Raw genomic sequence first — 22,160 nt, forward strand, 5'->3', positions numbered from 1 at the left:
GTCAATAGGGAATTTCAAACTATCTGCTAAAATGAAAAAGTAACTTCATGATTGCAATAGTAAATTCATCTTACAAGAAGTTAGTATTGCACATAAATCTAGTCGAACTATTTTTATCATGCATTTGAGATGGTTGATCCAGGTAGTGGCTTAACTATTTCCTAATTATCTAAATAGAACTATTGAATAGAACCGTATATGCAGTTCTGCTGTTAGTCTTACCATTGACATTCTATTGCCGTTGTGTTATTTAAATCATAGTCTTATAGCAAAATACTAAGTTCAAGAATTTAGTATTACAATAATAAGGTAGGCGGAATTTAGTCTTGCACAGAAAGTTCGGCTACCTATTTCTGATGCCCAAATATGCTGATAATGATAAAATAACTGCATTATTTGGCATTTAGCTAACTTATTTTATCATCTAAAATTGAATTTAGTGTTGCATTTTCAATGCCTTATCTAAATCACGAATTTAACTTTTCACTTAACGATTTCAAACTATCTCAAAAATATTCGTATAATATTGAATAATAAGTATTGTAACCTTTATAATAATAACAAAGATATTAGTTAATACTATAGATTGTTATTTAGAGGGGTGCGGGTATGAATTTATCAATAAAAGAAGTAGCAGAAAAATTTAATATAACACCTTATACATTAAGATATTATGAAAGAGAAGGCTTGATACCATCTGTACAACGTAAAGATAATGGTAGGAGGGTTTACACAGACGTTGATTTAGGATGGCTTCAAATTGTGAGCTGTATGAAAGCTACAGGAATGTCTATTTCATATATAAAAAATTATGTTGAGCTTTGCACTAATGGAAAAGATACATTAGAAGAGAGGCGTAAGATTATGTGTAAGCAAAAAGAAATAATTAATGAAGAGATAAAAAAATATACTGATCTTCTTGAACTCGTAGATATGAAGTTAGACTATTATGATGAGAAAATCTCCAAAGATGAATTAAAAAAGATAATTACTGAAAAAAAGAAATAATCTATTTTAGATTAATGAATCAAGGCAAGATTATGAGTTTAAAGAAAGGCTATATTAGAAGAGTGAAAAGTAATTAAAAAATAACAATAGGTAGGATATTCAAAGAAATGTGGATTATATTTTAATAATGGTTGTCACTTGCTACTGATACGGAGAAACATAAAATAAATAAAGAATAAAGATTAAGTTTTAGGTAGAATAAATATAAAGGATAAACATGAACAAAATATGCGTTTACTTATTATTGAAAAGTTAGTAGTTTTCTAAGTTGCGTTAGGGACTACTATTTTTTTGTTAATAAATCTACTATAGATATCCAAAGCGAGAATTAGACTTATGCAACAATTACCGAAATCAAATACATTTATCTTCCACAGGACTAGTGAAATTTTCGCTGGAAGGTTCTAAATGGCGCCTTGTCGTCATTTTAGCGTGTTCCAGATGTAAAATCTTGACAAGCTGTAAATGAAACAAGCCCCCATTAATAACCATCATCAGCTCAATTTCACATGCCTGCTTCCAGAAAAATGTCTCTGATTTCTAGTGTAGTGTTACGATTATAATTTCTCAATAATACATATATATTACATTTATAAGTTTGATTATTAATTTGGATATCTATAAATATAAAAAAATATACACCTTAAAAAAAAGCAGCTATGCTGCAAATAAGATCATTATATGAGGCCTTAAAAAAAAGCAACTATGCTGCAAATAAGATCATTATATGAGGCCTTAAAAAAAAGCAGCTATGCCGCAAATAAGATCATTTATATGAGAATCTTAAAAAAAGCAGCTATGCTGCAATACGGAACTATCTGCAAATAAGAACATGATACAAGAACCTTTAATAATTTTGTGTGAATTAATAGAGACAGAAGAAAAAAATGTTGACATGGAAGAAATAATATTATAATATTACTTCCAAGGAAGAAATATTAAGAGGAGAAGTTGAGATGGATATTGTTAATGAGATTATATTATCACTAAAGAAAATACAAGAAAAGAATGAAATAAGTGTACCAAATGTTAAGAATAAACTTAACTTTTCACAAATTCATTGCATTGCCGCTATAGAATATATTGAAGATGCTAACATAACAAAATTAGCACAAGAATTAAGCATGACAACAGGTGCTATAACTAAAATGTGTAGAAAGTTATTAAATGAAGGTTATGTTTCGAAGTATCAAAGAGAAGGAAATAATAAAGAAGTGTATTACAATTTGACTGAACTAGGAATGAATGTGTGTGAAATTCATAAAAAAATTCATGATAAATCATATAATAAGAAAAAAGCTATTATAGAGCAATATAATGATGAAGAAAAAGCTATTATATTAAGGTTTCTAGATGATGTGAATTTAATAGTTGAAGATACATTTTCTGATATAAGGAGGAGAGCTTATGAGTAACATTACTATGATAAGTTTAATTTGGGGTTTATTTTGGGGATATTGGGTATTGGCAGCTATAAAAACTAGATCAAAAGTAAAAAAAGAAGCAAGTGGTCAAAGAAGTATGCAGAGAGTGCTTCATGTCATGTTTGTGGTTATTGCTTATGTTATTACTTTCTTTCAATTTAAAAATACATTTTTGGAAAATAATATAATACCTAATTATGAATATGTGGAATATACAGGGCTTACAATTTTAGTATTATCTCTTTTGTTTGCAATATGGGCTAGAATAGAATTAGGAAGAAATTGGAGTGGGGCGATTCAAAAAGTTGAAGGGCAAAGGCTAGTCCGTAGTGGACCATATAAGTACATAAGGAATCCTATTTATACAGGAGTGGTATTTGGATTTTTAGGGACTTTTATTACATTTGGAAACCTAGCTTCCCTTATAGGCTTCTTTATGATTTTACTTGTTTATATTATAAAAATAAGTAGGGAACAGAAATTTTTAATAATGGAATTTGGGGAAGAATATAAAAAATATATAGAAGAATCATGGGCATTAATTCCTTTTATATTTTAAAACTATATTGTTAATGACAAGGTGTTGAATTAATTGATGTTATCATAGTTACTAAAAAAATTGAAAACTTGAGAGTAAAAATGAAATTTTGAGGTGAAAGGTGTATCTATGACTTATATTATATTGATTATTATCATATTAAAATTTTTTAGGATAATTAATGGAAAGAATAAACGAATTAAGTTTCCTAATCTATGGTTGTTACCTATATTATTTATACTAATGCTTATTGAGGATTACGCAAAAACATTGAATTTTACATTGAAAGAAATTCTGCTAATAATAATTTTTTCAATTATTGGATTAGGAGTAGGAATAATTCGTGGAAGAACATTAAAATATAGTAAGGATGAATCTAAAGACGAAGTTTATTATAGTGAGTCATATTTAAGTCTTGGAGTGTATATTATTCTTATTTTCATGAAATGGTTTCTTAAATATGTTGGTGGAGATATAACAAGCTTTATAAGTATAGGAATTCTTATATTTGGATGTGCTTCTATGATAGGAAGAAGTATATGGCTGTCATATAAATATTTTCAATTTTCAGGTGATGCTAAATAGTTTTCAACGTTTTTTCATTAATATTTTACAAAATATTAATGTTATCTTACTCCAAATAGTGTTAGGAAAATTATTATGGAATATAAAATGTATTACAAATAAAGTATTAGAGCATGTATGCTTATGGATAGTATGCGGAAAAAATGATACATAAACATTTATGTACTAACTGCATGTTTAAAATGCATGATACTATTTAAGTAATTAAATTATTACCTTAAATATGCTTTAAAATGATTACAAAAAAATGGAACACTGCTCCAAAATCTTCTATAATTGTTTTAAAGAGGAGGGCTTATATCTATTCTTGTTATTTTAAATTAAATTATCAAAAGAATTTAGATTATAAAATTAAGCAGTCTAAAAAATTAGAGAGTACACATTTTTCATCAAATGAAATTATTAAAGAGTAAAGGAGAATCACAATGGTATACAGTGAAATATTAGAAAAAGCAAGGACATGTATAGGAGATTATTGTAAAGCTTGTCATGAATGTAATGGAAGAGCTTGTAAGAACAAAATTCCAGGACCTGGTGCTAAAGGAATTGGTGATGTAGCCATGAGAAACTATGATAAATGGAAAGAAATAAGAATTAATATGGATACTTTGGTAGAAAATAAACCAGTTGATACAAGTGTTCAATTATTTAATCAAAAATTTAAATACCCAATTTTTGCTGGACCAGTTGGAGCAGTGAATCTTCATTATGGTGATAAATATGATGATATGTCTTATAATGATATTCTAGTTTCTTCTTGTGCAAAAAATGGTATACTAGCATTTACTGGTGATGGGACGAATCCAGAAGTAATGAAAGCAGCAACTGAAGCGATCAAAAAAGAAAATGGACTAGGTATACCAACTATTAAACCTTGGAACTACGAAACTATTTTAGAAAAAATGAAATATGTTAAAGCATCAAATGCCGTTGCTATTGCTATGGATATTGATGCAGCAGGATTACCTTTTTTGAAAAATATGACACCTCCTGCGGGAAGTAAATCTGTAAAAGAATTAAAAGAAATCATAGAAGCTTGTGATAAGCCATTTATTGTTAAAGGAATTATGACTGTTCAAGGAGCCTTAAAAGCTAAACAAGCTGGTGCAAGTGCCATTGTTGTATCTAATCATGGAGGAAGAGTCTTAGATCAATGTTTATCAACTGCTGAAGTGTTAAAAGATATTGTTGATGCTGTAGGTACTGATATGAAAATCTTTGTTGATGGTGGCATCCGTAGTGGTGTAGATGTCTTTAAAGCACTTGCTATTGGAGCAAATGGTGTTTTAATTGCTAGAACATTTGTAACAGCACTATATGGTGGAGAAGATGAAGGTATTCAAACATATGTTGATAAAATTGGAAGTGAATTAATGGAAACCATGACAATGTGCGGGGCACATAGTCTGGATGAAATTACTCGTGATATGATTTCAATTCCTTGGTAAGGGACTGATGAAAAACGAATACTTGTTAATTTGACATGATAATGTAAGGAATTCGCTAAACACGGGGCAGGGATATTGCAAAACGAATATTTGCTAATTTAATATGAATATAACCATGCAAAATTGAAAAATAATATCTTAATTTATGCATGGTTCTTTGTATTAATATTCTAGAAAGTAAAGTCAGTAAAAAAAGCTTACCATATAAAAATTAATATGGTAAGCTTTTTGCTATTTATATCGGTTAATGCGCATTATGTCTAGTTAGTACTATGCTTTTTTATTTTACAAGATTATTTGCAGCCACTATCTAGATGAGAATAATATTTAATAGACCAAGTCTCAATTTCTTTAATGATTTTTGTAAGGTCTCTTCCTTTTTCAGTAAGGTAATATTCAACTTTCGGCGGAATTTCAGCATATATTTGCTTATTAACTAAGTCTTCAGTCTCTAATTCCTTAAGTTTTTCATTTAATACCTTCTGACTTATTCCGTTAGTTATTCGTTGAAGCTCTAGAAATCTTCTAGGTTTATCATATAAATGGCATAATAAGACTGCCTTCCATTTACCTCTGATAAAATCCATTGCAAAATCTAATAAACATATGTAGTGTTTGCCATTATACTGTATCATTTTCTTACCTACCTTTAATCTTTTATGTTTAACAGGACTGTATTAAATATATATTAGAGTTATAGCCATATATTGAGTGCTTTTATAATAACAAATTTTTAGAATAAAATAAACCTATACAATTATAAACTAAAATTTTATTTTTCATTAGAGTTTAGATATTATAATAAATCTTACTTAAAAGTAAGTAGTCTAACAAAAAAGTACGTACTTGTTACTAAAATTATTTAACTATATAATAATCACATATTAAAAAAATAGGTTATATATGGAGGTAAATATATGAAAGTAGTAGCTTTTAATGGAAGTCCTAAAAATAATGGAAATACCTTTGAGGCAATAAAGGCTGTAGCAAAAGAGTTAGAAAAGGAAAACATTGAAGTAGAAATTGTTCATGTTGGAAATAAAGTAATACGTGGCTGCATGGGCTGCGGTGGATGTGGTAGAAATATGAACGAAAGATGTGTATTTCAGAATGATGAAGTTAATGATTGGATTCAAAAAATGAAAGAAGCAGATGGGATTATTTTAGGTTCTCCTGTACATTATTCAGCTATAGCAGGAACTATGAAATCATTTTTAGATAGGGCATTTTATGTTACATCTGTGAATAATGGAATGCTTAGGCATAAGGTAGGGGCTAGTGTAGTTGCGGTTAGGAGATCTGGTGGGGTTCCAACATTTGAACAATTAAATAATTACATTAATTATTCAGAAATGTTAATGCCATCATCAAATTATTGGAATGTAGTTCATGGTGCAAAACCAGGAGAAGCATTGCAAGATGAAGAAGGAATGCAGATTATGAGTGTTCTAGGAAAAAATATGGCATGGTTAATGAAGCTTGTTAATTCAGGAAAAAATAACGTAGAAGAAAACGAAAGAGAAGATAAAATATTTACAAACTTTATAAGATAATTATTTAGGAATAAAAAATGAAAGATGTAGTAATAGTGAGTGCAGTAAGAACTGCAATAGGAGCTTATGGAAAGACTTTGAAAGATGTACCGGCAGTTGGATTAGGTGTAATAGTAATAAAAGAAGCTGTTAAAAGAGCAAACATTAAACCGGAGGAAATTAAAGAAGTTATCTTTGGAGATGTATTCAAGCAGGCCTTGGACAAAATCCAGTTACCTTATTTATCATCTTTATACTTATTACTAGGGATTGCTTACTGACGAGATAACTTTTTACCCCATTCATTTAAAATTTCTAATGCAGGAATCAACTCTTCACAAATATCTGTCAGTGAGTATTCCACATGTGGTGGAATACTGCTGTACTCTAATCTTTTTACAAGACCTTGTTCTTCTAGGGATCGTAAAGAGCGAGTCAGCATAATATTAGTGATTCCGGGGATATTTCGCTTAAGCTCATTATATCTAATACTTTTTTTGTTGTATATTACCGACATAATTGGTATTTTCCATTTTCCTCCAATCACTTCGAGCGCATCAATAATAGGGCAAGTTTCATGATAATTAGGTTGATTTGCATTTAGTTCATTTTTCATATGTAAAACCTCCATATTAGGGAACAAAAATGTGCGTACTTGTACTTATGTTTCTTAATGAATAAAATAGTAACATATAAGATAATTAAATACAAGGAGGCAAAATATATGAAAAAAGATTTAGGCGCAAAAACTTTGGTTTATCCTACACCGGTTTTGGTTATATCTACTTATGATAAAGAAGGTAATTCCAATGCCATGACTGCCGCTTGGGGTGGGATTTGTTGCTCATCTCCACCTTGCGTGGCAATCTCATTACGCAAAGCTACGTATACCTACGATAGTCTTATGGATAGAAAGGCCTTTACAATAAATATTCCTTCAGAAAAATATATTAAAGAGGCTGATTATTTTGGAATGGTGTCAGGGAAAAAGGAAGATAAGTTTGCAAAGACCGGGCTTACACCGATAAAAAGTGAATTTGTTGATGCTCCTTTTATTGATCAATTTCCAATAAATATAGAGTGTAAAATTATACAAATTAATGAGCTTGGCCTACACACTCAGTTTATTGGTGAAGTTATGAATGTTAAGATAGATGATATTGTTCATGAAGGCGATGTCAATCAACCGATTATAGAGCAAATAAGGCCTTTACTATTTGCTCCAGATAGTAGAAATTACTATGGAGTTGGAGAACAAGTTGCCAAGGCGTTTTCTATAGGTAAGGAGATTAAATAATATAACAAAAAAGAGAAGTCGATCTTATTAAATAAACCTCTCTTCTCAACTTAATTATAGCATAGGTAAAATAGAAATATAAGTCTATATTTCTCACTGTATATATATTAAGATAATGTAACTATAATAAAATATGAGGAGAATTTATATGAGTATTGAAAATAAAGCACCAATTCAAACTAAAATAGATATGACTTTGGATAAAGGACCATTTTATCATGGAACGAAGGCAAAACTCGAAGTAGGGGCTTTGATTAAAATAGGATTTTCATCTAATTATGGTGTAGGTAAGAAAGCTAATTTTGTTTATATGACAGCAACTTTAGATGCTGCAATTTGGGGAGCAGAGCTAGCACTTGGTGATGGCGATGAAAGAATCTATATAGTTGAACCTACTGGCGAATTTGAAAATGACCCTAATTTGACTGATAAAAAATTCCCTGGAAATCCTACACGTTCTTATCGTACAAGGTTTCCTTTGAAAGTTATTGGTGAAATAAGTAAATGGAAAGGGCATTCACCAGAAGTTCTTAAAAATATGAAAGATAATTTAAATAAGCTTAAAGAACAGGGAATTGAAGCTATAAATGAGTAAAAATTATATTAAGAAATGTTAAAATGTGTATATATCAAGGATATAAAAGATTACACAATAGAGGAGAACCAAGTCAAGATAATTTGAGTGGTTCTCCTCTTTTTAAATATAGATATCCAATTTAAGAATCAAACTTATAAATGGAATATACATGAATCATTGAGAACCTTCCAGCGAAAATTTCACTAGTCCTGTGGAAGATAAATGTATTTGATTTAGGTAATTGTTGCATAAGTCTAATTCTCACTTTGGATATCTTTAATATTAAAATCTTTTCTTACTAATTCAATAAATAAGGACATTGCAGGGCTAATCCACTTATTTTTGTGATAAGCATAAATTGCTGTGACTTTAGCATCTAAAGAGTCTAGTTTTATTTCCTTTAGCTTTCCACTATCAAGCTCTTCTTCTACTGTAAAACGCGGTAAAAATGAAATTCCAAGATTACTTGCAACACATTTTTTTATAGCTTCTATACTCCCAAGTTCGATTGTATTATCTAAGAATATATTTTTATCAAAAAAATAACTTTCAAGGATTTTTCGATAAATAGATTCAACTTCATTAATGATAAGGCTTGTATTTATTTTTTGATTAGGTTTGCTGAAATCTAATTTTTCTTGATCAAATTGAGGGGAGCAGACTAAAGCTACACCAAAATCAGAAAGTTTAACAGCATTTAAGCTTTCATTCTTACTTCCTACATTATACATTAATCCAAGGTCTGCTTCACCACTAGCTAACATATTTTTTATGTCATAGCAATTGAGGGAAACCATAGAAAGTTTTACATTAGGAGCTTTTTCTTTAAACATATATAATACGTTTTGCAATTTATAAGACATTAAAGATTCTGCAACAGCAATTTTTAATTCTCCAGTAATATTATTACCATATTTGCCAAGACTCTCAATCTTTTTCACTGTATTAAGTAGTTCATCAGCATATGGGATTAGTTCCTTTCCTACAGGAGTCAGTACCATATTACGTCCTATTTTTTCAAATAACTTGATTGAAAGTTCTTGCTCTAGCTGCTGAATTTGTGAGGTTACAGTGGATTGAGTATACCCTAATTTCATTGCTGCATTTGAAAAATTACCTTCTTCTATAATGCCTTTAAAGGTTTTAAAATGTCTGATATCCATTAACTTCACTCCAATCTCTATATTAAGTTAATGATATATTGAAAAAATCGAATTGTCAATTCAAATATATCAATTTTACAAATATATAATCCTCTGATAATATAAAGTCATAGAGCAGGTGCAAGTTAATTTAGCAAGTTTTAGGAATGCTCTTACATTAGATATATTGCAATTATAAACGTTCAATACTCAATGGGCTATGATCAATAAAGGTTGATTTGTATTATAAATCCTTATTGAACAGTTCTCTTTGCAACATATATTTATATATTCTTATATCGATATTTGTTAAAAAAATAACAAATAAAATTTTCATTATGGGAGGAATAAAAAATGAAAGATGTAGTAATAGTAAGTGCAGTAAGAACTGCAATAGGAGCTTATGGCAAGACTTTGAAAGATGTACCAGCAGTTGAACTAGGCGCAATAGTAATAAAAGAAGCTGTCAAAAGAGCAAACATTAAACCAGGGGAAATTAATGAAGTTATCTTTGGAAATGTACTTCAAGCAGGACTTGGACAAAACCCAGCAAGGCAAGCTGCTGTGAAAGCGGGATTACCTGTAGAAATACCTGCGTTTACAATTAATAAGGTTTGTGGTTCAGGCTTAAGAGCTATAAGTTTAGCAGCTCAAATAATAAAAGCTGGTGATGCTGAGGCTATAGTAGTAGGCGGTATGGAAAACATGTCAAGTGCACCATATTTGCTTGATAATGCAAGATGGGGACAAAGAATGGGACATGGTGAATTTATTGATGAAATGATAAAAGATGGTTTATGGGATGCATTTAATGACTACCACATGGGAGTAACTGCAGAAAATGTGGCTGAGAAATGGAATGTGACAAGAGAAGAACAAGACGAGTTTTCACTATTATCACAACAAAAAGCTGAAAGAGCTATTAAGAATGGAGAGTTTAAAGATGAAATAGTTCCTGTAGTAATTAAAACAAAAAAAGGTGAAGTAATATTTGACCAAGATGAATTCCCTAGGTTTGGTAATACAATAGAAGCACTAAGAAAATTAAAGCCTATTTTTAAAGAAAATGGTACAGTTACAGCAGGAAATGCATCTGGATTAAATGATGGAGCTGCAGCATTAGTAATTATGAGCGCAGAAAAAGCTAAAGCCTTAGGAATAAAACCATTAGCTAAAATCACTTCTTATGGTTCAGCAGGCTTGGATCCAGCAATAATGGGATATGGAGCCTTTTGTGCAACAAAGGCTGCTTTAGATAAAATCAATTTGAAAGCTGAAGATTTAGATTTAATAGAAGCAAATGAAGCTTATGCATCACAAAGTATAGCAATAACTAGAGATTTAAATTTAGATATGGATAAAGTTAATGTTAATGGTGGAGCTATAGCACTTGGACATCCTATTGGGGCATCTGGGGCACGTATTTTAGTAACCTTGTTACATGCCATGGAAAAAAGAGATGCAAAGAAAGGACTTGCAACCTTGTGTATTGGTGGAGGCCAAGGAACTGCCTTAATCGTTGAAAGAGAATAATTGAATTTAAGAAGGGGTGTATAAAATGACTTTATTAGCAGATCAAATAAAAAATGCTGCATTAAATTTTGGATATGAAAAATGTGGGATCATTAAAATATCTGACATAGATGGATATAAAGAAAAACTTGAGGAACGAATTGAAAAGGTTCCAGAAGCTAAAGGTTTTTACCAAGGTCAGTATCGTTTTACACAGCTTAAAGATACTTATCCTTGGGCTAAATCAATTGTAATATGTGTGAGAAAATATGGAAAATATCATATTCCAGAGCATTTAAAAGGTATGATTGCAAAATACTATTTGGTTGATGGAAGAAAAGATGAGAATTCTAAAGATTTTCAAGATAGTTTAAAATATGAAAAATACATGAAAGATTTAGGACTTAGAGCAGAAACTGAAAGAGGATTTGGTCTTGTACCATTACGTTTTGCAGCTATGAAAGCAGGGCTTGGAATAGTTCGAAAGAATAATTTCTTTTATACTGAAAGTGGCTCCACAGTGTATTTGGAAGCATGGCTTATTGATAAGGAATTAGAAAATATAGAAACACCAAAGGTAAGGCCTTGTTCTGAGAAGTGTAATCTATGCATGAAGGCGTGTCCTTCAGCTTCTTTATCAAAACCATATACAATGAATCCTATAGCTTGTGTATCTTGCATAACTACCTTTATGGGAAGAGATATGCCCAATGAAAAATATAAAGAACAAATAGGAGCCTGGGTTTATGGCTGCGATGCGTGCCAAGATGTTTGTCCTATGAATAAAAACAGTTGGAAGGAAATAGAAGAGTTCCCTAATTTGCAAGAATTAAGTGAACAAATATCTCTAGAAAAAATTCTTAAAATGGACTATTCCTATTTAGAAGAAGTGATGCAGGCTAAGTTTTGGTATATAGATAAAGCAAGTGTTTGGAAATGGAAAGTTAATGCTATCAATGCAATGGTAAATAACTATGAGGAGGACTATAGAGATCATATACTAGAGGCTTGCAACGATAGTAATTTGAAAGTTCGTGAAATGGCTGAGTGGGCAGTTAAAAAATTGGAACTACAATAAATGTCTTTTTAATAATTCTTGACCGATCGTTCTCAAAATGTTATTATTGATTTTATAAAGGAGGGAACTCAATGGGACGAAGTAAAGAATTTGATGAAAATGTAGTTCTTCAAAAAGCAATGGAATTGTTTTGGAAACAAGGCTATGAAAAGACATCTTTGAATGATTTAGTAGAGCATATGGGAATCCATCGTAGAAGTTTATATGATACCTTTGGTGATAAGCGTACATTATTTTTAAAAACGATGGATTTTTATGAAGAATTAATAAGAAATAAAATACAGGCTGGAGTTTTAAAGGCAGAAACTGCAAAACAAGCTATACGATTTATCTTTGATTTTATTATCGAAGGATATGAAGATAAACAATGGGGATGCTTAACCGTTAATTCAGCTACAGAGTTAGCTCTTATGGATAAAGAGATAAAGGATAGAATAGAAAGAACCTTTATGCAAACAGAACAACTCCTTTCTGATCTTGTTCGTAAAGGGCAACAAGCAGGTGAAATTTCAAGGGAGTATGAGCCTGAAGTTTTAGCAGAAGTACTTCATAATACCTTACATGGAATTCGCGTACAGTTAAGAATATCAGCCAGCAAAGAAAAATTACATCGTATAGGGAATTTTTTTATGGATTTGTTAAATAAATAATTTTTTAAACTAATTAGAATGAACATTCTCAAAAAAATTTATGTCCCTTTGAGTTCCTGTGACTAATAGAAAAGTATAACTGCTATTTATAGATATCCAAAGCGAGAATTAGACTTATGCAACAATTACCGAAATCAGACACATTTATCTTCCACAGGACTAGTGAAATTTTCGCTGGAAGGTTTGAAGTGGAAGGTTGCACCCATTTCTGCATGTTCCTAAAGTAAATTTATGACAAGCAGAAAATGAAACAACCTTCCACTAATAACCATCATCAGCTCAATTTCACATGCCTGCTTCCAGAAAAATGTATCAGATTTCTAGTTTAGTATTATAATTATAATTTCTCAATTATTCATGCTTATTACATTTATAAGTAAAACTCTTAAATTGGATATCTATAGATGATGCAAAAAACCTAGAGAACTAATGAAAGTGCATCATCTAACAAAGTCTTTTTATTTAATGAAAAAATTTTATATTAATTAGAATGATCATTCTAATTAAATATGTGTAATTCACAATTAAAATTCTTTCGCACAAAATAATTAGTCAAAATTGTTTTTAGATTATATTTTATCAAGGTGTAATGATGAAAGTTATTAGTTTTGAAGCAGTGAATCAGGAAACAGGTAAGACTAAAGTGCAATTACGTATAAAGTATGGGCTTAAGGAGGTGATCGTAAAGGGCAATATCTTAAGGAAAAAGTATCTAACCTATAAATAAAAAATAAGCGTATTTGTATTCTATACGAGAGCAAGAATTAATAAGGAGTGAATAAAATGAGTTTAATAACTGTAAATGAGGAAAAATGTATAAAATGTGGAATGTGTGTGGTGGAATGTCCAACAGGAGTATTAAAACTAGAAGCTGATGGCCCAAAAGAAGTTAATCCTAATGCATGTTTAGAATGTGGTCATTGCGTAGCTGTATGTCCTAAAGAAGCTATAGATAATAAGAAATCGCCATTAGCTATGCAAAATGAGATAGGAGAAATCAAAAAATTAAATCCAGAAGAAGCAAAGAATTTTATTCGAACACGTCGTTCTATTCGTTCATATAAAAATATACCAGTTGAAAGAGAAAAGTTATTGCAGCTTGTTGATGTTGCTCATTTAGCACCAACTGCAAGTAATTCACAAGGGGTATCGTTCTTAATAGTAGATGATAAAAAAAGAATTGAATTAGCAGTTGAAGAATGTATTAATTGGTTTGATAGTAATGAAACTTTGAGTAAGATGTTGAATGGAATGATTAGTGGTTATAAGAAGAATAAAGTTGATACAATCTTAAGAGATGCACCTAGTATAATTTTAACCTTAGCTGATAAAGACTTTCGTAATGGTAGAGAAAATTCAATTCTCTCATTATCATATCTAGAATTATATGCGCCATCACTTGGCCTTGGTTCATGCTGGGCAGGGATATTTGAAATTTGTGCACTTAATGATAATTCACCAATGTACAAGCTTTTTAATATTCCAGAAAATAAGAAAATAACAGGAGTAGTAATGGTAGGATATCCTAAGAATAGTTTTAAAAGATTTACAGAAAGAAAACCATTAGCAGCTTCATTTTATGAAAATTAAACAATTAAAGAATTAATAGAAATGACTCACCATATAAAAATCAAAATGGTGAGTTTTATTATGTCTTTATATAGTAATTTGACAAAAGCAAGTAATATAGTTGACAAAAGCAAATAAATTTTATTATAATTTCCTTTAATATGTATAAAAGAGCTGGGTTTGTAAAGAAATCAGAGAAAGCAAATAACTCATGGCGAGAAGGTTTAATAGAACTTGAATTTGAAATGGAACTTTAGTAAAAAATAAAATTCCAATTTAAGTTTTTGTGTTAATGAAAGATATTGAAGAGAGGAAATAATAATATGGAGATGGAAATTAAACTTGCATATGAAAATAAAATGGAAATTAAAGAGCTGTTTTTAGAATACACAGAAATGCTGGTTGAAAATGACCCGGATTTTGCAAAATATTTAGAAGTGCAGAACTATGATTCAGAACTTGAACATTTAGCAGATAAATATGGATTACCAGAGGGGAGGTTATATATAGTAAAAGTTGAAAATGAAGTAGCTGGCTGTATTGGTTTAAGGAAAATAGATAATGAAAACTGTGAGATGAAGAGATTATATGTTAGGCCTAAATTTCGTGGACATCAAATTGCCAATAAGTTAGTAGAAATGATAATTGCTGATGCTAAAGAAATTGGATATAGATATATGCTTTTGGATACATTACCTTTTTTAGAAGGAGCTATATATTTATATAAGAAATTTGGATTTCATGAAATTGAATCATATAACAATAGCCCAATGAATACCTCAATTTATATGAAGCTAGCTTTGCAAAGATAAACTTTAGCTAATTTAGTTTGTCAGATGTGATTTTACTTTCTATGTAATAGAAGAGAACCAAGCCTAGATAATAGGAGTGGTTCTCTTACTTTTAGCATATTGAAGCTATGCCCTAACTAATTTAATTGAATATAGATGTAAAAAATCAATCCTATAATTAGTAGGCAAAAAAAGTTCAATAATAGAAACTTTGATAGGTATTCCTTCTTTTTATTAGGATATTCAAGAATCAAAATCTTGTAAGAAATAATACTTGCCAGTGAGGCAATAGGCGTACCCAACCCGCCAATAGTTACTCCATAGAATAATGCATGCCAATCGAATGAAAAAGGAGCAAGCAAAATACTGCTTGGAACATTACTTATGATTTGACTTAATAGTAATGAGGATAAATAAATATTTGTTGAGGTATTAGTTAAAACCGTTAGAAAATTACGTATTGCTGCAATGTTAGATATATTGCCTACTGAAATGAAAAAACAAACAAAAGTAATCAATAATCCATAATCAAGTTTTTTCAATAGGCTTTTATTTAAAATAAGTGTCACCAATATTAAAATAGGTAAGGTAATATAATAAGGTATAGTACCAAGAATATTAAGTATAAGTAAAACAAATAATGCTGAAAACACGATTATTTTCTTTTTTTCAAGTACTGATGCATCCTTCATACTAAAGGAAATTTGTTTTGGACTAAAAAAGAAAGTTATGCAAAGAAGTAAAAATAAACTTACAATACAAATTGGTAATGAATAAGAAAAAAAGTTTCCAATATGCAATTGATAATGTGAAAAAATATATAGATTTTGAGGATTTCCAATTGGTGTAGCACAGCTTCCAAGGTTTGCGGAAATAGTTATAAGAATAGTTGGTAAAATAATATTATAACCAGATTTCCTAGAAATGTTGATTAATAATGGAGTAACTGCCATTAGTGCTACATCATTAGTTAAAAACATGGAAGATATAAAAGCAAACAAACACAAAACTTGAAGTAAAATTCTTTCGTTTTTACACCGATTCAAAATCAATAGGGATAAGTGATTAATTAAAGAATATTCTTCAAAAGCTTTCACTATAATCATCAATTCAAACAAGCAAATAATCACCTTAAAATCTACGTATCCCCAATTAGGAGTGTTAAAAAATGAAGTTACAATGGCAGCAAATAAGGAAATGGATAAAAAACAATCATTTACCAAGAATGTTTTTATTTTTGATAGTTTTTCAAGCACAATTTCACAGTTTTTATTTAAAAAGAATATTTTAAATTCATTCAAAGCATTTGACATAGTTTTCATTATAGGATCACCTTCTTTGAGTAATTTATTTATGGTGGTGTGGAGGCTTTGGAGGATGGCCATCTCTTTCATGAGGTGGAATGTGTTCTCTCATATGAGGTGGTAATGGTTCATTTAAATCATAATCCTCAAGAATAGCTTGTGCTTCGAAATGAGTACAAAGCTTTTTAATTGTGTTATAAAATGAATATTTTTCTTCACCGGATAGAGTCTCAAATACTTGCTCTGAAATATCATTTTGGTTTTCAAATTTTTTTAAAAAATCTAAACCCTCAGAGGTTAAAAACACACGCATTTTACGCTTATCCACTTCATCTTTTGTCCTTTTAATAAGATTGGAACGTTCCAATTTATCTAGTAACTCTGATAATGTTGCTGATCTAATATCTAAGATTTCAGTAAGCTCTTTTTGGATGAGTCCATCATTTTGAGCTATAATATTTAAAAGTCTAACTTGACCACGATAAGGTGTATAATGAGCTCGTGCTTTATACAAACTTCTCTGGTACATATTTATAAATTTGTTTAGTGTGATTAATAATTCATCAGATGAGATAATTATTTCTTCATCCTTTTCGTTCTTTTCATCAATAGTGTTAGTATCCATTTGAATCCTCCTTTGAATATAATAAGGTACCTAACTATATTTATAATATAAACTGCTTTTGCATGCAAGTCAAGAAAAATTTAAAGGTACCTAACTATTTTTTTGCTATTTGAATTTAAAAGAATAGCAATTGGAAAACAAAAAGAAGTTTAGATTTTATGAAAATGAACCATATAATAATAGTTTAATAAATACATCAATTTAAGTTGGGGACTAGCTATGTAAAGTTAATTTGTAACTACTTTAGTCTGTTGATAGTGATTCGTCACGAAATAATTTTTCTGTTATACTGGGATTAACAGGAAGGAGAGCAAAGCATATGTCAGAACAAAAATGTCAAGAAGAATACATACGAAGAATTCATAAAGTGCAGGATTATATCGAGCATCATTTAGGAGAACACTTAGCCATTGAGGAACTTTCAAAGGCTGCAGGATTTTCAAAATTTCATTTCAGTCGTATTTTTCAAGGAATTTTGCATGAGTCTTTAGCTCATTATGTGAACAGGCTTCGCATGGAGAAAGCACTTTTTTTGTTGGCATATAGGGAAGATAAAAATATGACAAATATTGCATATGAACTTGGTTATACTGATTCAGCCGTATTTTCACGTGCATTTAAGAATTATTATGATAAGAGTCCAAGCGAATATAGGAAGAAATATAGCAAGAATTGCAAAGCTTCTTTTTTATTGTCTGAGTATAATAAGGTCACAGCGAAGAAAGAATGGGAAGACAATTTGTTTCCTGTGACTGGGCAGATTACTATTACAAATTTAGAAGAAAAGCGGGTTGCGTATGTGAGACATACAGGGACTTATGAGATATTGGCAAAAGAGTATGCAAATCTGATGCAGCTGTTATTTGCTCATGCAAAAGGGCAGAAATTTTTTGTAGAGGGTCAGAGCTGGCTGATTGTCATGTATCATGACAATCCTGAATTTGGAGAGGAGAGCCAGTTTCGTACAAGTTTATGTCTAACGATGCCAGAGAATATTCAAATTAAGGAAGATGGAATCCTTGGGACTATGAAGTTAGAAGGCGGTTTGTATGCAGTTGGACATTTTCAGATTCAGCAGAAACAATACTGTGATGCCTGGAATTATATGTATCAGAAATGGTTAACAAGTAGTGGTTATGTTCCAAGAAACTCATATCCATTTGAAGTATATCGCAACGATCCGCATGCCAATGAGAGTCATATCCATGAAGTAGATATATATGTTCCAATTGAGCCCATTCTTTTCTAATATGCTGCAAATTAATTTTGAGGTGAGCATATGGAAAAAAATAAAATTCAACCAAGAAAAAAGATTTTGTTAGAAAAGACAATAAACAATGACTATAATAATATTACGGGAATAATTGTACTAAAAAACGGTGAAACATTATATGAAAATTACTTCAATGGATATACTGCTATTGATACTGTACATGTAGCCTCGGTAACAAAAAGTGTTTTTTCTGCTTTGATTGGTATTGCTATAGATAATGGATATATTAAAAGTATAGATCAGAAAGTATTGGATTTTTTCCCAGAGTACACTACTAAGCGAGGCGAAAAAACAATACAAAGTGTTACAATTAAGGATATGCTGACTATGACAGCTCCGTATAAATATAAGTCAGAACCATATACAAAGTTTTTTTCAAGTGATAATTGGATGAGGGCTGCACTGGATTTATTAGGAGGAAAGGGCAAGATAGGAGAATTTATGTATTCAGCCATCGTAGGAACACATATTTTGTCAGGTATTCTTGTAAAATCAACGGGGCAATCAGTCCTTGATTTTGCAACAGAAAATTTATTTTCACCATTGGAAATTAAGATTGGACAGAATGTGGTATTGCATAATAAAGAAGAACATCTTGCCTTTCTAAAGGATAAAAATGTTAGCGGTTGGGTTGTTGATTCTCAAGGAATAAATCCAGCAGGTTGGGGACTTACCTTGACTCCTATAGATATGGCTAAAATAGGCCAATTATACTTGGATAGTGGACTGTGGTATGGTAAGCAAATTATACCTAAATGGTGGATAGCTGAAAGTACAAAAGAACATAGTCGATGGGATGAGTATGAGTTATCCTATGGTTATCTTTGGTGGGTTATTGATGATGAAGAACAAATCTACGCAGCCTTGGGAGATGGGGGAAATGTGATTTATGTTAATAGAAAAAAGGAAATTGTAGTATCTATTGCTTCACTTTTTATGCCACGGGCTAAGGACAGATTGAAACTTATTAAGGAGTATATTGAACCAGTATTTGAGTAATTGGGGAGAGCCAAGTCCAGGTGAAAATGGATGAGGTTCTTTTTTATTAAATTATATGAAACTGGATTTGTAAATGTAAATATCAGCTACTTTAGGTTGTTAAGATTGATTCGTCACGAAATAATTTTTCTGTTATACTGAAATTAAGAAATAGTAATTAAATGGAGGGAAATATGAAACGAAAAGTAGTATTTTTTGATATTGATGGTACTCTTTATAATCCTGCTATAGGTGTTCCTGATAGTACCATAAAAGGAATTAAAGAATTAAAACAAAATGGACATCTTGCTTTTATATCAACTGGTAGAGCAAGGGCTATGATTCCACAAGATTTAGTAGACTTAGGATTTGATGGAGTACTTGCTGCTTGTGGAACTTATGTAGAATATGAAGGTAGAGTAATATATAATATAGATTTAGAAAAAAGTATTGGTGATAATATAATAAGTATTTTAAAGAAACATAACATTTTCTTCATATTAGAAGGACAAGATTATTTATATATGGATTATAATGAGGATTTTGAAGGAGATAAGTTTTCAGTTAAAAAATTCAAGAGAGCCTTTGGTGATAAAATAAAGCCAGTTACTGGATCAGAATTAGATTATCATTTTAATAAGATTACCTGTAAAACAAATGAAAATAGCAATTTTAAAGAAGCATATAAGACCATTGAAAAATATTTTGACTGCATTTTTCATAATGCACAATTTATTGAATTAGTTCCCAAAGGATTTTCCAAAGTAAAGGGAATAGAAGCTATAATAGAGCATTTAAATATAGATGTTGAAAATACATACGCCTTTGGTGATAGTTTAAATGATATTGATATGCTTAATTATGTTAAATACGGAATAGCTATGGGAAACAGTAGTCCAGAAGTTATTGAAATAGCAAATCATAAGACCGATACTATTGAAAATGATGGGATTTATAAAGGATTAAAAGAATTTAATTTAATATAGCATAATTTTATTTTTAGTTATGATATTTACCAAATTTAAATTGAGACAGTTTTTGAAATAGAAAAATGAATTGAAGCTAAGAATAAATGTAGTTAAAAATCTTCCTATGTTAATTCTTATTTTACATTAACATAGGAAGATTTATCATATTGTTTTGCATCTGCATTTTTGAGCTTAGCGGTAAACTGGTGTTCAACAGGAGGAAACTATGATTTGGTAGAAGCAGCAAAAAAGTATTTTTATTTAATATATAAAAATACTTCAAATCTTAAATGAGGATTAAGTTAAGGCATGTGAATATAGATATAAAATTAAATAACATATTGTAAAATCGTATTATTCAGGTTGAATTTACGATTTTTTTTAAAATAGAAATATTATATAGCTAATATTTAGAATTCTATGGATCTTAATGCTATTTTCGTTTCATGCAGCTATGATATTTGATGGATTTTGTGAAAGTTGGTATATCTACAGTAAAGATTTATTCATTCTAATACTATTAGATTTTATGAAAGTATTGACCCTGACACCACGTCATAGTGTAATATAAGAATAGAGCTTGAACATATTACTAGAATCTCTAGCCGGCAGATTATTAAATTATATCCAAAGCTCTAAAATTAAACCTTGAGGTGTAGAAATGAGAACAGTAAAACAAGTTTCAGATTTGACAGGAATAAGTGTGCGCGCATTACATTATTATGATCAAATAGGCTTGTTAAAGCCAAGTGAGATCACAGAAACTGGTTACAGGCTTTATGATGATGAAGCTCTTAAAACTTTGCAGCAGATATTATTTTTCAGAGAGCTTGATATGCCTTTGAAGGAAGTTAAAGATATAATGTCAAGTCCATATTTTGATAAAATGAAGGCGCTAAAGAATCAAAAGAAACTGCTTATGTTAAAACGCAAGAGATTGAATGGATTAATAGAGCTTATTAATAAAACCTTAAAAGGAGAGGGCACAATGAATTTTAAAGAATTTGATATGAGTGAATATTATAGTGTATTAGAAGAATTTAAAATAGAGCATGAAGATAAAGTGATTCAAAACTATGGTAGTATTGATAAATATAATGAATTTATTGAAAAATGTAAATCAAAGGAAGAGGAGATTGCTAAAGTAGCTATAAAGCAATACGGAAGCATTGAAAAATATGCTAAGGCAGTAAAAAATAATCTTACTAACAGTGCTGTTTTATCTTTAGCAGAGCAATATGATAAGTTTAAAAAAGATTGTTTAGAAGATAAGCATCCTAAATTAAAAGAATTATTTAAAAGACTGACAGCTGACTTAGGCAAAGATACTTCTTCAAAGGAAATTCAAGAAATTGCTGAAGAAATAGTGAATACAGTTAAAGAAGATTATGAAGTTTTCAAAAGTGATAGAGGAGATGATTACTGGTACTATATGGTTAAAACTTATTCTATATTACCTGAATGGATAGAAGCAGTTGATAAGAAATATGGAAGCGGAGCATGTAAATTTATAGGAGAGGCCCTGAAAAAAAGTCCTGCTACTAAGCTTCCTAAAATAGAAGCGCTATATGAAAGGCTTACAGCTGATTTAAGTAAAAATCCTTCTTCGAAAGAGATTCAAGAAATTGTTCATGAAATAGCTAATGAGACAAAAAAGCAAAATCAAGATTTAAAAATAGATTCTGGAAAAAATTATATAGAGCATATTGCAGAGCGTTATTTATCAAATGATACTTATATAAAAGTCACTGATAAGAAATATGGAGATGGAGCCTCTAAATTTATTGGAGAAGCTTTGAAATTTTATGCTGAAAATAATAAGTCATGAATTATGAAAATTAAGAAAAACAGCCATATTTAT

At 30.1% G+C, this 22,160-nt stretch carries 22 protein-coding genes and 1 pseudogene; 18 read left to right on the forward strand and 5 right to left on the reverse strand.

All coding sequences use genetic code 11. From position 1 onward, the window contains the following. Window positions 1-609: 609 nt before the first annotated feature. From L3B98_RS24980 to L3B98_RS25000, 5 genes are all read left to right on the forward strand, one after another. Window positions 610-1,008 (forward strand): MerR family transcriptional regulator, encoded by a 399-nt coding sequence (locus L3B98_RS24980; RefSeq protein WP_015392127.1) that lies wholly within the window; start codon window positions 610-612, stop codon window positions 1,006-1,008. A gap of 956 nt (window positions 1,009-1,964) precedes the next feature. Beyond that, the gene (locus L3B98_RS24985) at window positions 1,965-2,423 is read left to right on the forward strand and encodes a MarR family transcriptional regulator (protein ID WP_238918659.1); all 459 of its coding nucleotides are present in this window, start codon (window positions 1,965-1,967) and stop codon (window positions 2,421-2,423) included. After that, the gene (locus tag L3B98_RS24990; RefSeq protein ID WP_238918660.1) at window positions 2,416-2,991 is read left to right on the forward strand and encodes an isoprenylcysteine carboxylmethyltransferase family protein; all 576 of its coding nucleotides are present in this window, start codon (window positions 2,416-2,418) and stop codon (window positions 2,989-2,991) included. The genes L3B98_RS24985 and L3B98_RS24990 overlap by 8 nt, the downstream gene beginning before the upstream one ends. 222 nt (window positions 2,992-3,213) lie before the next feature. Then, on the forward strand, window positions 3,214-3,555 hold the full coding sequence (locus tag L3B98_RS24995) for a DUF1453 domain-containing protein (RefSeq protein WP_238918661.1): 342 nt from the start codon (window positions 3,214-3,216) through the stop codon (window positions 3,553-3,555). A gap of 425 nt (window positions 3,556-3,980) precedes the next feature. Continuing rightward, window positions 3,981-5,003: an alpha-hydroxy-acid oxidizing protein gene (locus L3B98_RS25000; RefSeq protein ID WP_238918662.1), complete on the forward strand. Its 1,023-nt coding sequence runs from the start codon at window positions 3,981-3,983 to the stop codon at window positions 5,001-5,003. A 293-nt stretch (window positions 5,004-5,296) separates the two neighbouring features. Here the strand turns inward: L3B98_RS25000 and L3B98_RS25005 are convergent, their stop codons facing one another. Beyond that, window positions 5,297-5,638, reverse strand: coding sequence for a helix-turn-helix domain-containing protein (locus L3B98_RS25005; protein ID WP_015392132.1), 342 nt, complete (start codon window positions 5,636-5,638; stop codon window positions 5,297-5,299). Window positions 5,639-5,920: 282 nt separating this feature from the next. Here L3B98_RS25005 and L3B98_RS25010 point away from each other — a divergent pair, with 282 nt between their 5' ends. Both L3B98_RS25010 and L3B98_RS25015 read left to right on the forward strand, forming a co-directional pair. Continuing rightward, on the forward strand, window positions 5,921-6,556 hold the full coding sequence (locus L3B98_RS25010) for a flavodoxin family protein (RefSeq protein ID WP_015392133.1): 636 nt from the start codon (window positions 5,921-5,923) through the stop codon (window positions 6,554-6,556). 17 nt (window positions 6,557-6,573) lie between these two features. Next, window positions 6,574-6,767: pseudogene (locus tag L3B98_RS25015) on the forward strand (acetyl-CoA C-acyltransferase); the annotation flags it as partial. 42 nt (window positions 6,768-6,809) lie between these two features. On the opposite strand, the gene L3B98_RS25020 reads toward L3B98_RS25015, so the two are convergent. Beyond that, entirely contained in the window at window positions 6,810-7,151 is a 342-nt protein-coding gene (locus L3B98_RS25020) for a helix-turn-helix domain-containing protein (protein ID WP_238918663.1), read from the reverse strand. Between the two features lie 108 nt (window positions 7,152-7,259). On the opposite strand from L3B98_RS25020, the gene L3B98_RS25025 reads away from it, so the two are divergent. Both L3B98_RS25025 and arr read left to right on the forward strand, forming a co-directional pair. Further along, complete coding sequence (locus tag L3B98_RS25025) at window positions 7,260-7,832, forward strand: flavin reductase family protein (protein WP_015392136.1); 573 nt, start codon at window positions 7,260-7,262, stop codon at window positions 7,830-7,832. A 148-nt stretch (window positions 7,833-7,980) separates the two neighbouring features. Then, the gene (arr, locus tag L3B98_RS25030) at window positions 7,981-8,427 is read left to right on the forward strand and encodes an NAD(+)--rifampin ADP-ribosyltransferase (protein WP_238918664.1); all 447 of its coding nucleotides are present in this window, start codon (window positions 7,981-7,983) and stop codon (window positions 8,425-8,427) included. A 236-nt stretch (window positions 8,428-8,663) separates the two neighbouring features. On the opposite strand, the gene L3B98_RS25035 is transcribed toward arr, so the two are convergent. Continuing rightward, on the reverse strand, window positions 8,664-9,572 hold the full coding sequence (locus L3B98_RS25035) for a LysR family transcriptional regulator (RefSeq protein WP_238918665.1): 909 nt from the start codon (window positions 9,570-9,572) through the stop codon (window positions 8,664-8,666). Window positions 9,573-9,905: 333 nt separating this feature from the next. On the opposite strand from L3B98_RS25035, the gene L3B98_RS25040 reads away from it, so the two are divergent. The 5 genes from L3B98_RS25040 to L3B98_RS25060 all read left to right on the forward strand — a co-directional run bounded on the left by L3B98_RS25040 (window position 9,906) and on the right by L3B98_RS25060 (window position 15,172). Beyond that, window positions 9,906-11,084: an acetyl-CoA C-acetyltransferase gene (locus tag L3B98_RS25040; protein WP_238918666.1), complete on the forward strand. Its 1,179-nt coding sequence runs from the start codon at window positions 9,906-9,908 to the stop codon at window positions 11,082-11,084. 25 nt (window positions 11,085-11,109) lie between these two features. After that, window positions 11,110-12,141, forward strand: coding sequence for a 4Fe-4S double cluster binding domain-containing protein (locus tag L3B98_RS25045; RefSeq protein WP_238918667.1), 1,032 nt, complete (start codon window positions 11,110-11,112; stop codon window positions 12,139-12,141). A gap of 71 nt (window positions 12,142-12,212) precedes the next feature. After that, window positions 12,213-12,791, forward strand: coding sequence for a TetR/AcrR family transcriptional regulator (locus L3B98_RS25050; protein ID WP_238918668.1), 579 nt, complete (start codon window positions 12,213-12,215; stop codon window positions 12,789-12,791). 783 nt (window positions 12,792-13,574) lie between these two features. Beyond that, on the forward strand, window positions 13,575-14,381 hold the full coding sequence (locus L3B98_RS25055; protein WP_238918670.1) for a nitroreductase family protein: 807 nt from the start codon (window positions 13,575-13,577) through the stop codon (window positions 14,379-14,381). A 302-nt stretch (window positions 14,382-14,683) separates the two neighbouring features. Then, entirely contained in the window at window positions 14,684-15,172 is a 489-nt protein-coding gene (locus L3B98_RS25060) for a GNAT family N-acetyltransferase (protein ID WP_238918671.1), read from the forward strand. Between the two features lie 116 nt (window positions 15,173-15,288). Here the strand turns inward: L3B98_RS25060 and L3B98_RS25065 are convergent, their stop codons facing one another. After that, window positions 15,289-16,473 carry an SLC13 family permease gene (locus L3B98_RS25065; protein WP_015392144.1) on the reverse strand — a complete coding sequence of 395 codons (1,185 nt, stop codon included), beginning with the start codon at window positions 16,471-16,473 and terminating at the stop codon, window positions 15,289-15,291. A gap of 25 nt (window positions 16,474-16,498) precedes the next feature. After that, entirely contained in the window at window positions 16,499-17,080 is a 582-nt protein-coding gene (locus L3B98_RS25070; RefSeq protein ID WP_238918672.1) for a MarR family transcriptional regulator, read from the reverse strand. A gap of 319 nt (window positions 17,081-17,399) precedes the next feature. On the opposite strand from L3B98_RS25070, the gene L3B98_RS25075 reads away from it, so the two are divergent. The 4 genes from L3B98_RS25075 to L3B98_RS25090 all read left to right on the forward strand — a co-directional run bounded on the left by L3B98_RS25075 (window position 17,400) and on the right by L3B98_RS25090 (window position 22,127). Continuing rightward, window positions 17,400-18,329, forward strand: coding sequence for a GyrI-like domain-containing protein (locus L3B98_RS25075; RefSeq protein ID WP_238918673.1), 930 nt, complete (start codon window positions 17,400-17,402; stop codon window positions 18,327-18,329). Window positions 18,330-18,359: 30 nt separating this feature from the next. Then, window positions 18,360-19,352, forward strand: coding sequence for a serine hydrolase (locus tag L3B98_RS25080; protein WP_238918674.1), 993 nt, complete (start codon window positions 18,360-18,362; stop codon window positions 19,350-19,352). A gap of 173 nt (window positions 19,353-19,525) precedes the next feature. After that, entirely contained in the window at window positions 19,526-20,317 is a 792-nt protein-coding gene (locus L3B98_RS25085; protein WP_238918675.1) for a Cof-type HAD-IIB family hydrolase, read from the forward strand. Between the two features lie 643 nt (window positions 20,318-20,960). After that, window positions 20,961-22,127 carry a MerR family transcriptional regulator gene (locus L3B98_RS25090; protein WP_238918676.1) on the forward strand — a complete coding sequence of 389 codons (1,167 nt, stop codon included), beginning with the start codon at window positions 20,961-20,963 and terminating at the stop codon, window positions 22,125-22,127. Window positions 22,128-22,160: the final 33 nt, after the last annotated feature.

The sequence above is a fragment of the Clostridium sp. YIM B02555 genome (assembly GCF_022320955.1).
In the GTDB taxonomy this organism is placed as follows: Bacteria; Bacillota; Clostridia; order Clostridiales; family Clostridiaceae; genus Clostridium; species Clostridium saccharoperbutylacetonicum.

Excerpts from the sequence above, each read along its gene's own strand:
- L3B98_RS24980 (WP_015392127.1), top strand. The coding sequence starts at position 610 with ATGAATTTATCAATAAAAGAAGTAGCAGAAAAATTTAATATAACACCT.
- L3B98_RS24985 (WP_238918659.1), top strand. The coding sequence starts at position 1,965 with ATGGATATTGTTAATGAGATTATATTATCACTAAAGAAAATACAAGAA.
- L3B98_RS24990 (WP_238918660.1), top strand. The coding sequence starts at position 2,416 with ATGAGTAACATTACTATGATAAGTTTAATTTGGGGTTTATTTTGGGGA.
- L3B98_RS24995 (WP_238918661.1), top strand. The coding sequence starts at position 3,214 with ATGCTTATTGAGGATTACGCAAAAACATTGAATTTTACATTGAAAGAA.
- L3B98_RS25000 (WP_238918662.1), top strand. The coding sequence starts at position 3,981 with ATGGTATACAGTGAAATATTAGAAAAAGCAAGGACATGTATAGGAGAT.
- L3B98_RS25005 (WP_015392132.1), bottom strand. The coding sequence starts at position 5,638 with ATGATACAGTATAATGGCAAACACTACATATGTTTATTAGATTTTGCA.
- L3B98_RS25010 (WP_015392133.1), top strand. The coding sequence starts at position 5,921 with ATGAAAGTAGTAGCTTTTAATGGAAGTCCTAAAAATAATGGAAATACC.
- L3B98_RS25020 (WP_238918663.1), bottom strand. The coding sequence starts at position 7,151 with ATGAAAAATGAACTAAATGCAAATCAACCTAATTATCATGAAACTTGC.
- L3B98_RS25025 (WP_015392136.1), top strand. The coding sequence starts at position 7,260 with ATGAAAAAAGATTTAGGCGCAAAAACTTTGGTTTATCCTACACCGGTT.
- arr (WP_238918664.1), top strand. The coding sequence starts at position 7,981 with ATGAGTATTGAAAATAAAGCACCAATTCAAACTAAAATAGATATGACT.
- L3B98_RS25035 (WP_238918665.1), bottom strand. The coding sequence starts at position 9,572 with ATGGATATCAGACATTTTAAAACCTTTAAAGGCATTATAGAAGAAGGT.
- L3B98_RS25040 (WP_238918666.1), top strand. The coding sequence starts at position 9,906 with ATGAAAGATGTAGTAATAGTAAGTGCAGTAAGAACTGCAATAGGAGCT.
- L3B98_RS25045 (WP_238918667.1), top strand. The coding sequence starts at position 11,110 with ATGACTTTATTAGCAGATCAAATAAAAAATGCTGCATTAAATTTTGGA.
- L3B98_RS25050 (WP_238918668.1), top strand. The coding sequence starts at position 12,213 with ATGGGACGAAGTAAAGAATTTGATGAAAATGTAGTTCTTCAAAAAGCA.
- L3B98_RS25055 (WP_238918670.1), top strand. The coding sequence starts at position 13,575 with ATGAGTTTAATAACTGTAAATGAGGAAAAATGTATAAAATGTGGAATG.
- L3B98_RS25060 (WP_238918671.1), top strand. The coding sequence starts at position 14,684 with ATGGAGATGGAAATTAAACTTGCATATGAAAATAAAATGGAAATTAAA.
- L3B98_RS25065 (WP_015392144.1), bottom strand. The coding sequence starts at position 16,473 with ATGAAAACTATGTCAAATGCTTTGAATGAATTTAAAATATTCTTTTTA.
- L3B98_RS25070 (WP_238918672.1), bottom strand. The coding sequence starts at position 17,080 with ATGGATACTAACACTATTGATGAAAAGAACGAAAAGGATGAAGAAATA.
- L3B98_RS25075 (WP_238918673.1), top strand. The coding sequence starts at position 17,400 with ATGTCAGAACAAAAATGTCAAGAAGAATACATACGAAGAATTCATAAA.
- L3B98_RS25080 (WP_238918674.1), top strand. The coding sequence starts at position 18,360 with ATGGAAAAAAATAAAATTCAACCAAGAAAAAAGATTTTGTTAGAAAAG.
- L3B98_RS25085 (WP_238918675.1), top strand. The coding sequence starts at position 19,526 with ATGAAACGAAAAGTAGTATTTTTTGATATTGATGGTACTCTTTATAAT.
- L3B98_RS25090 (WP_238918676.1), top strand. The coding sequence starts at position 20,961 with ATGAGAACAGTAAAACAAGTTTCAGATTTGACAGGAATAAGTGTGCGC.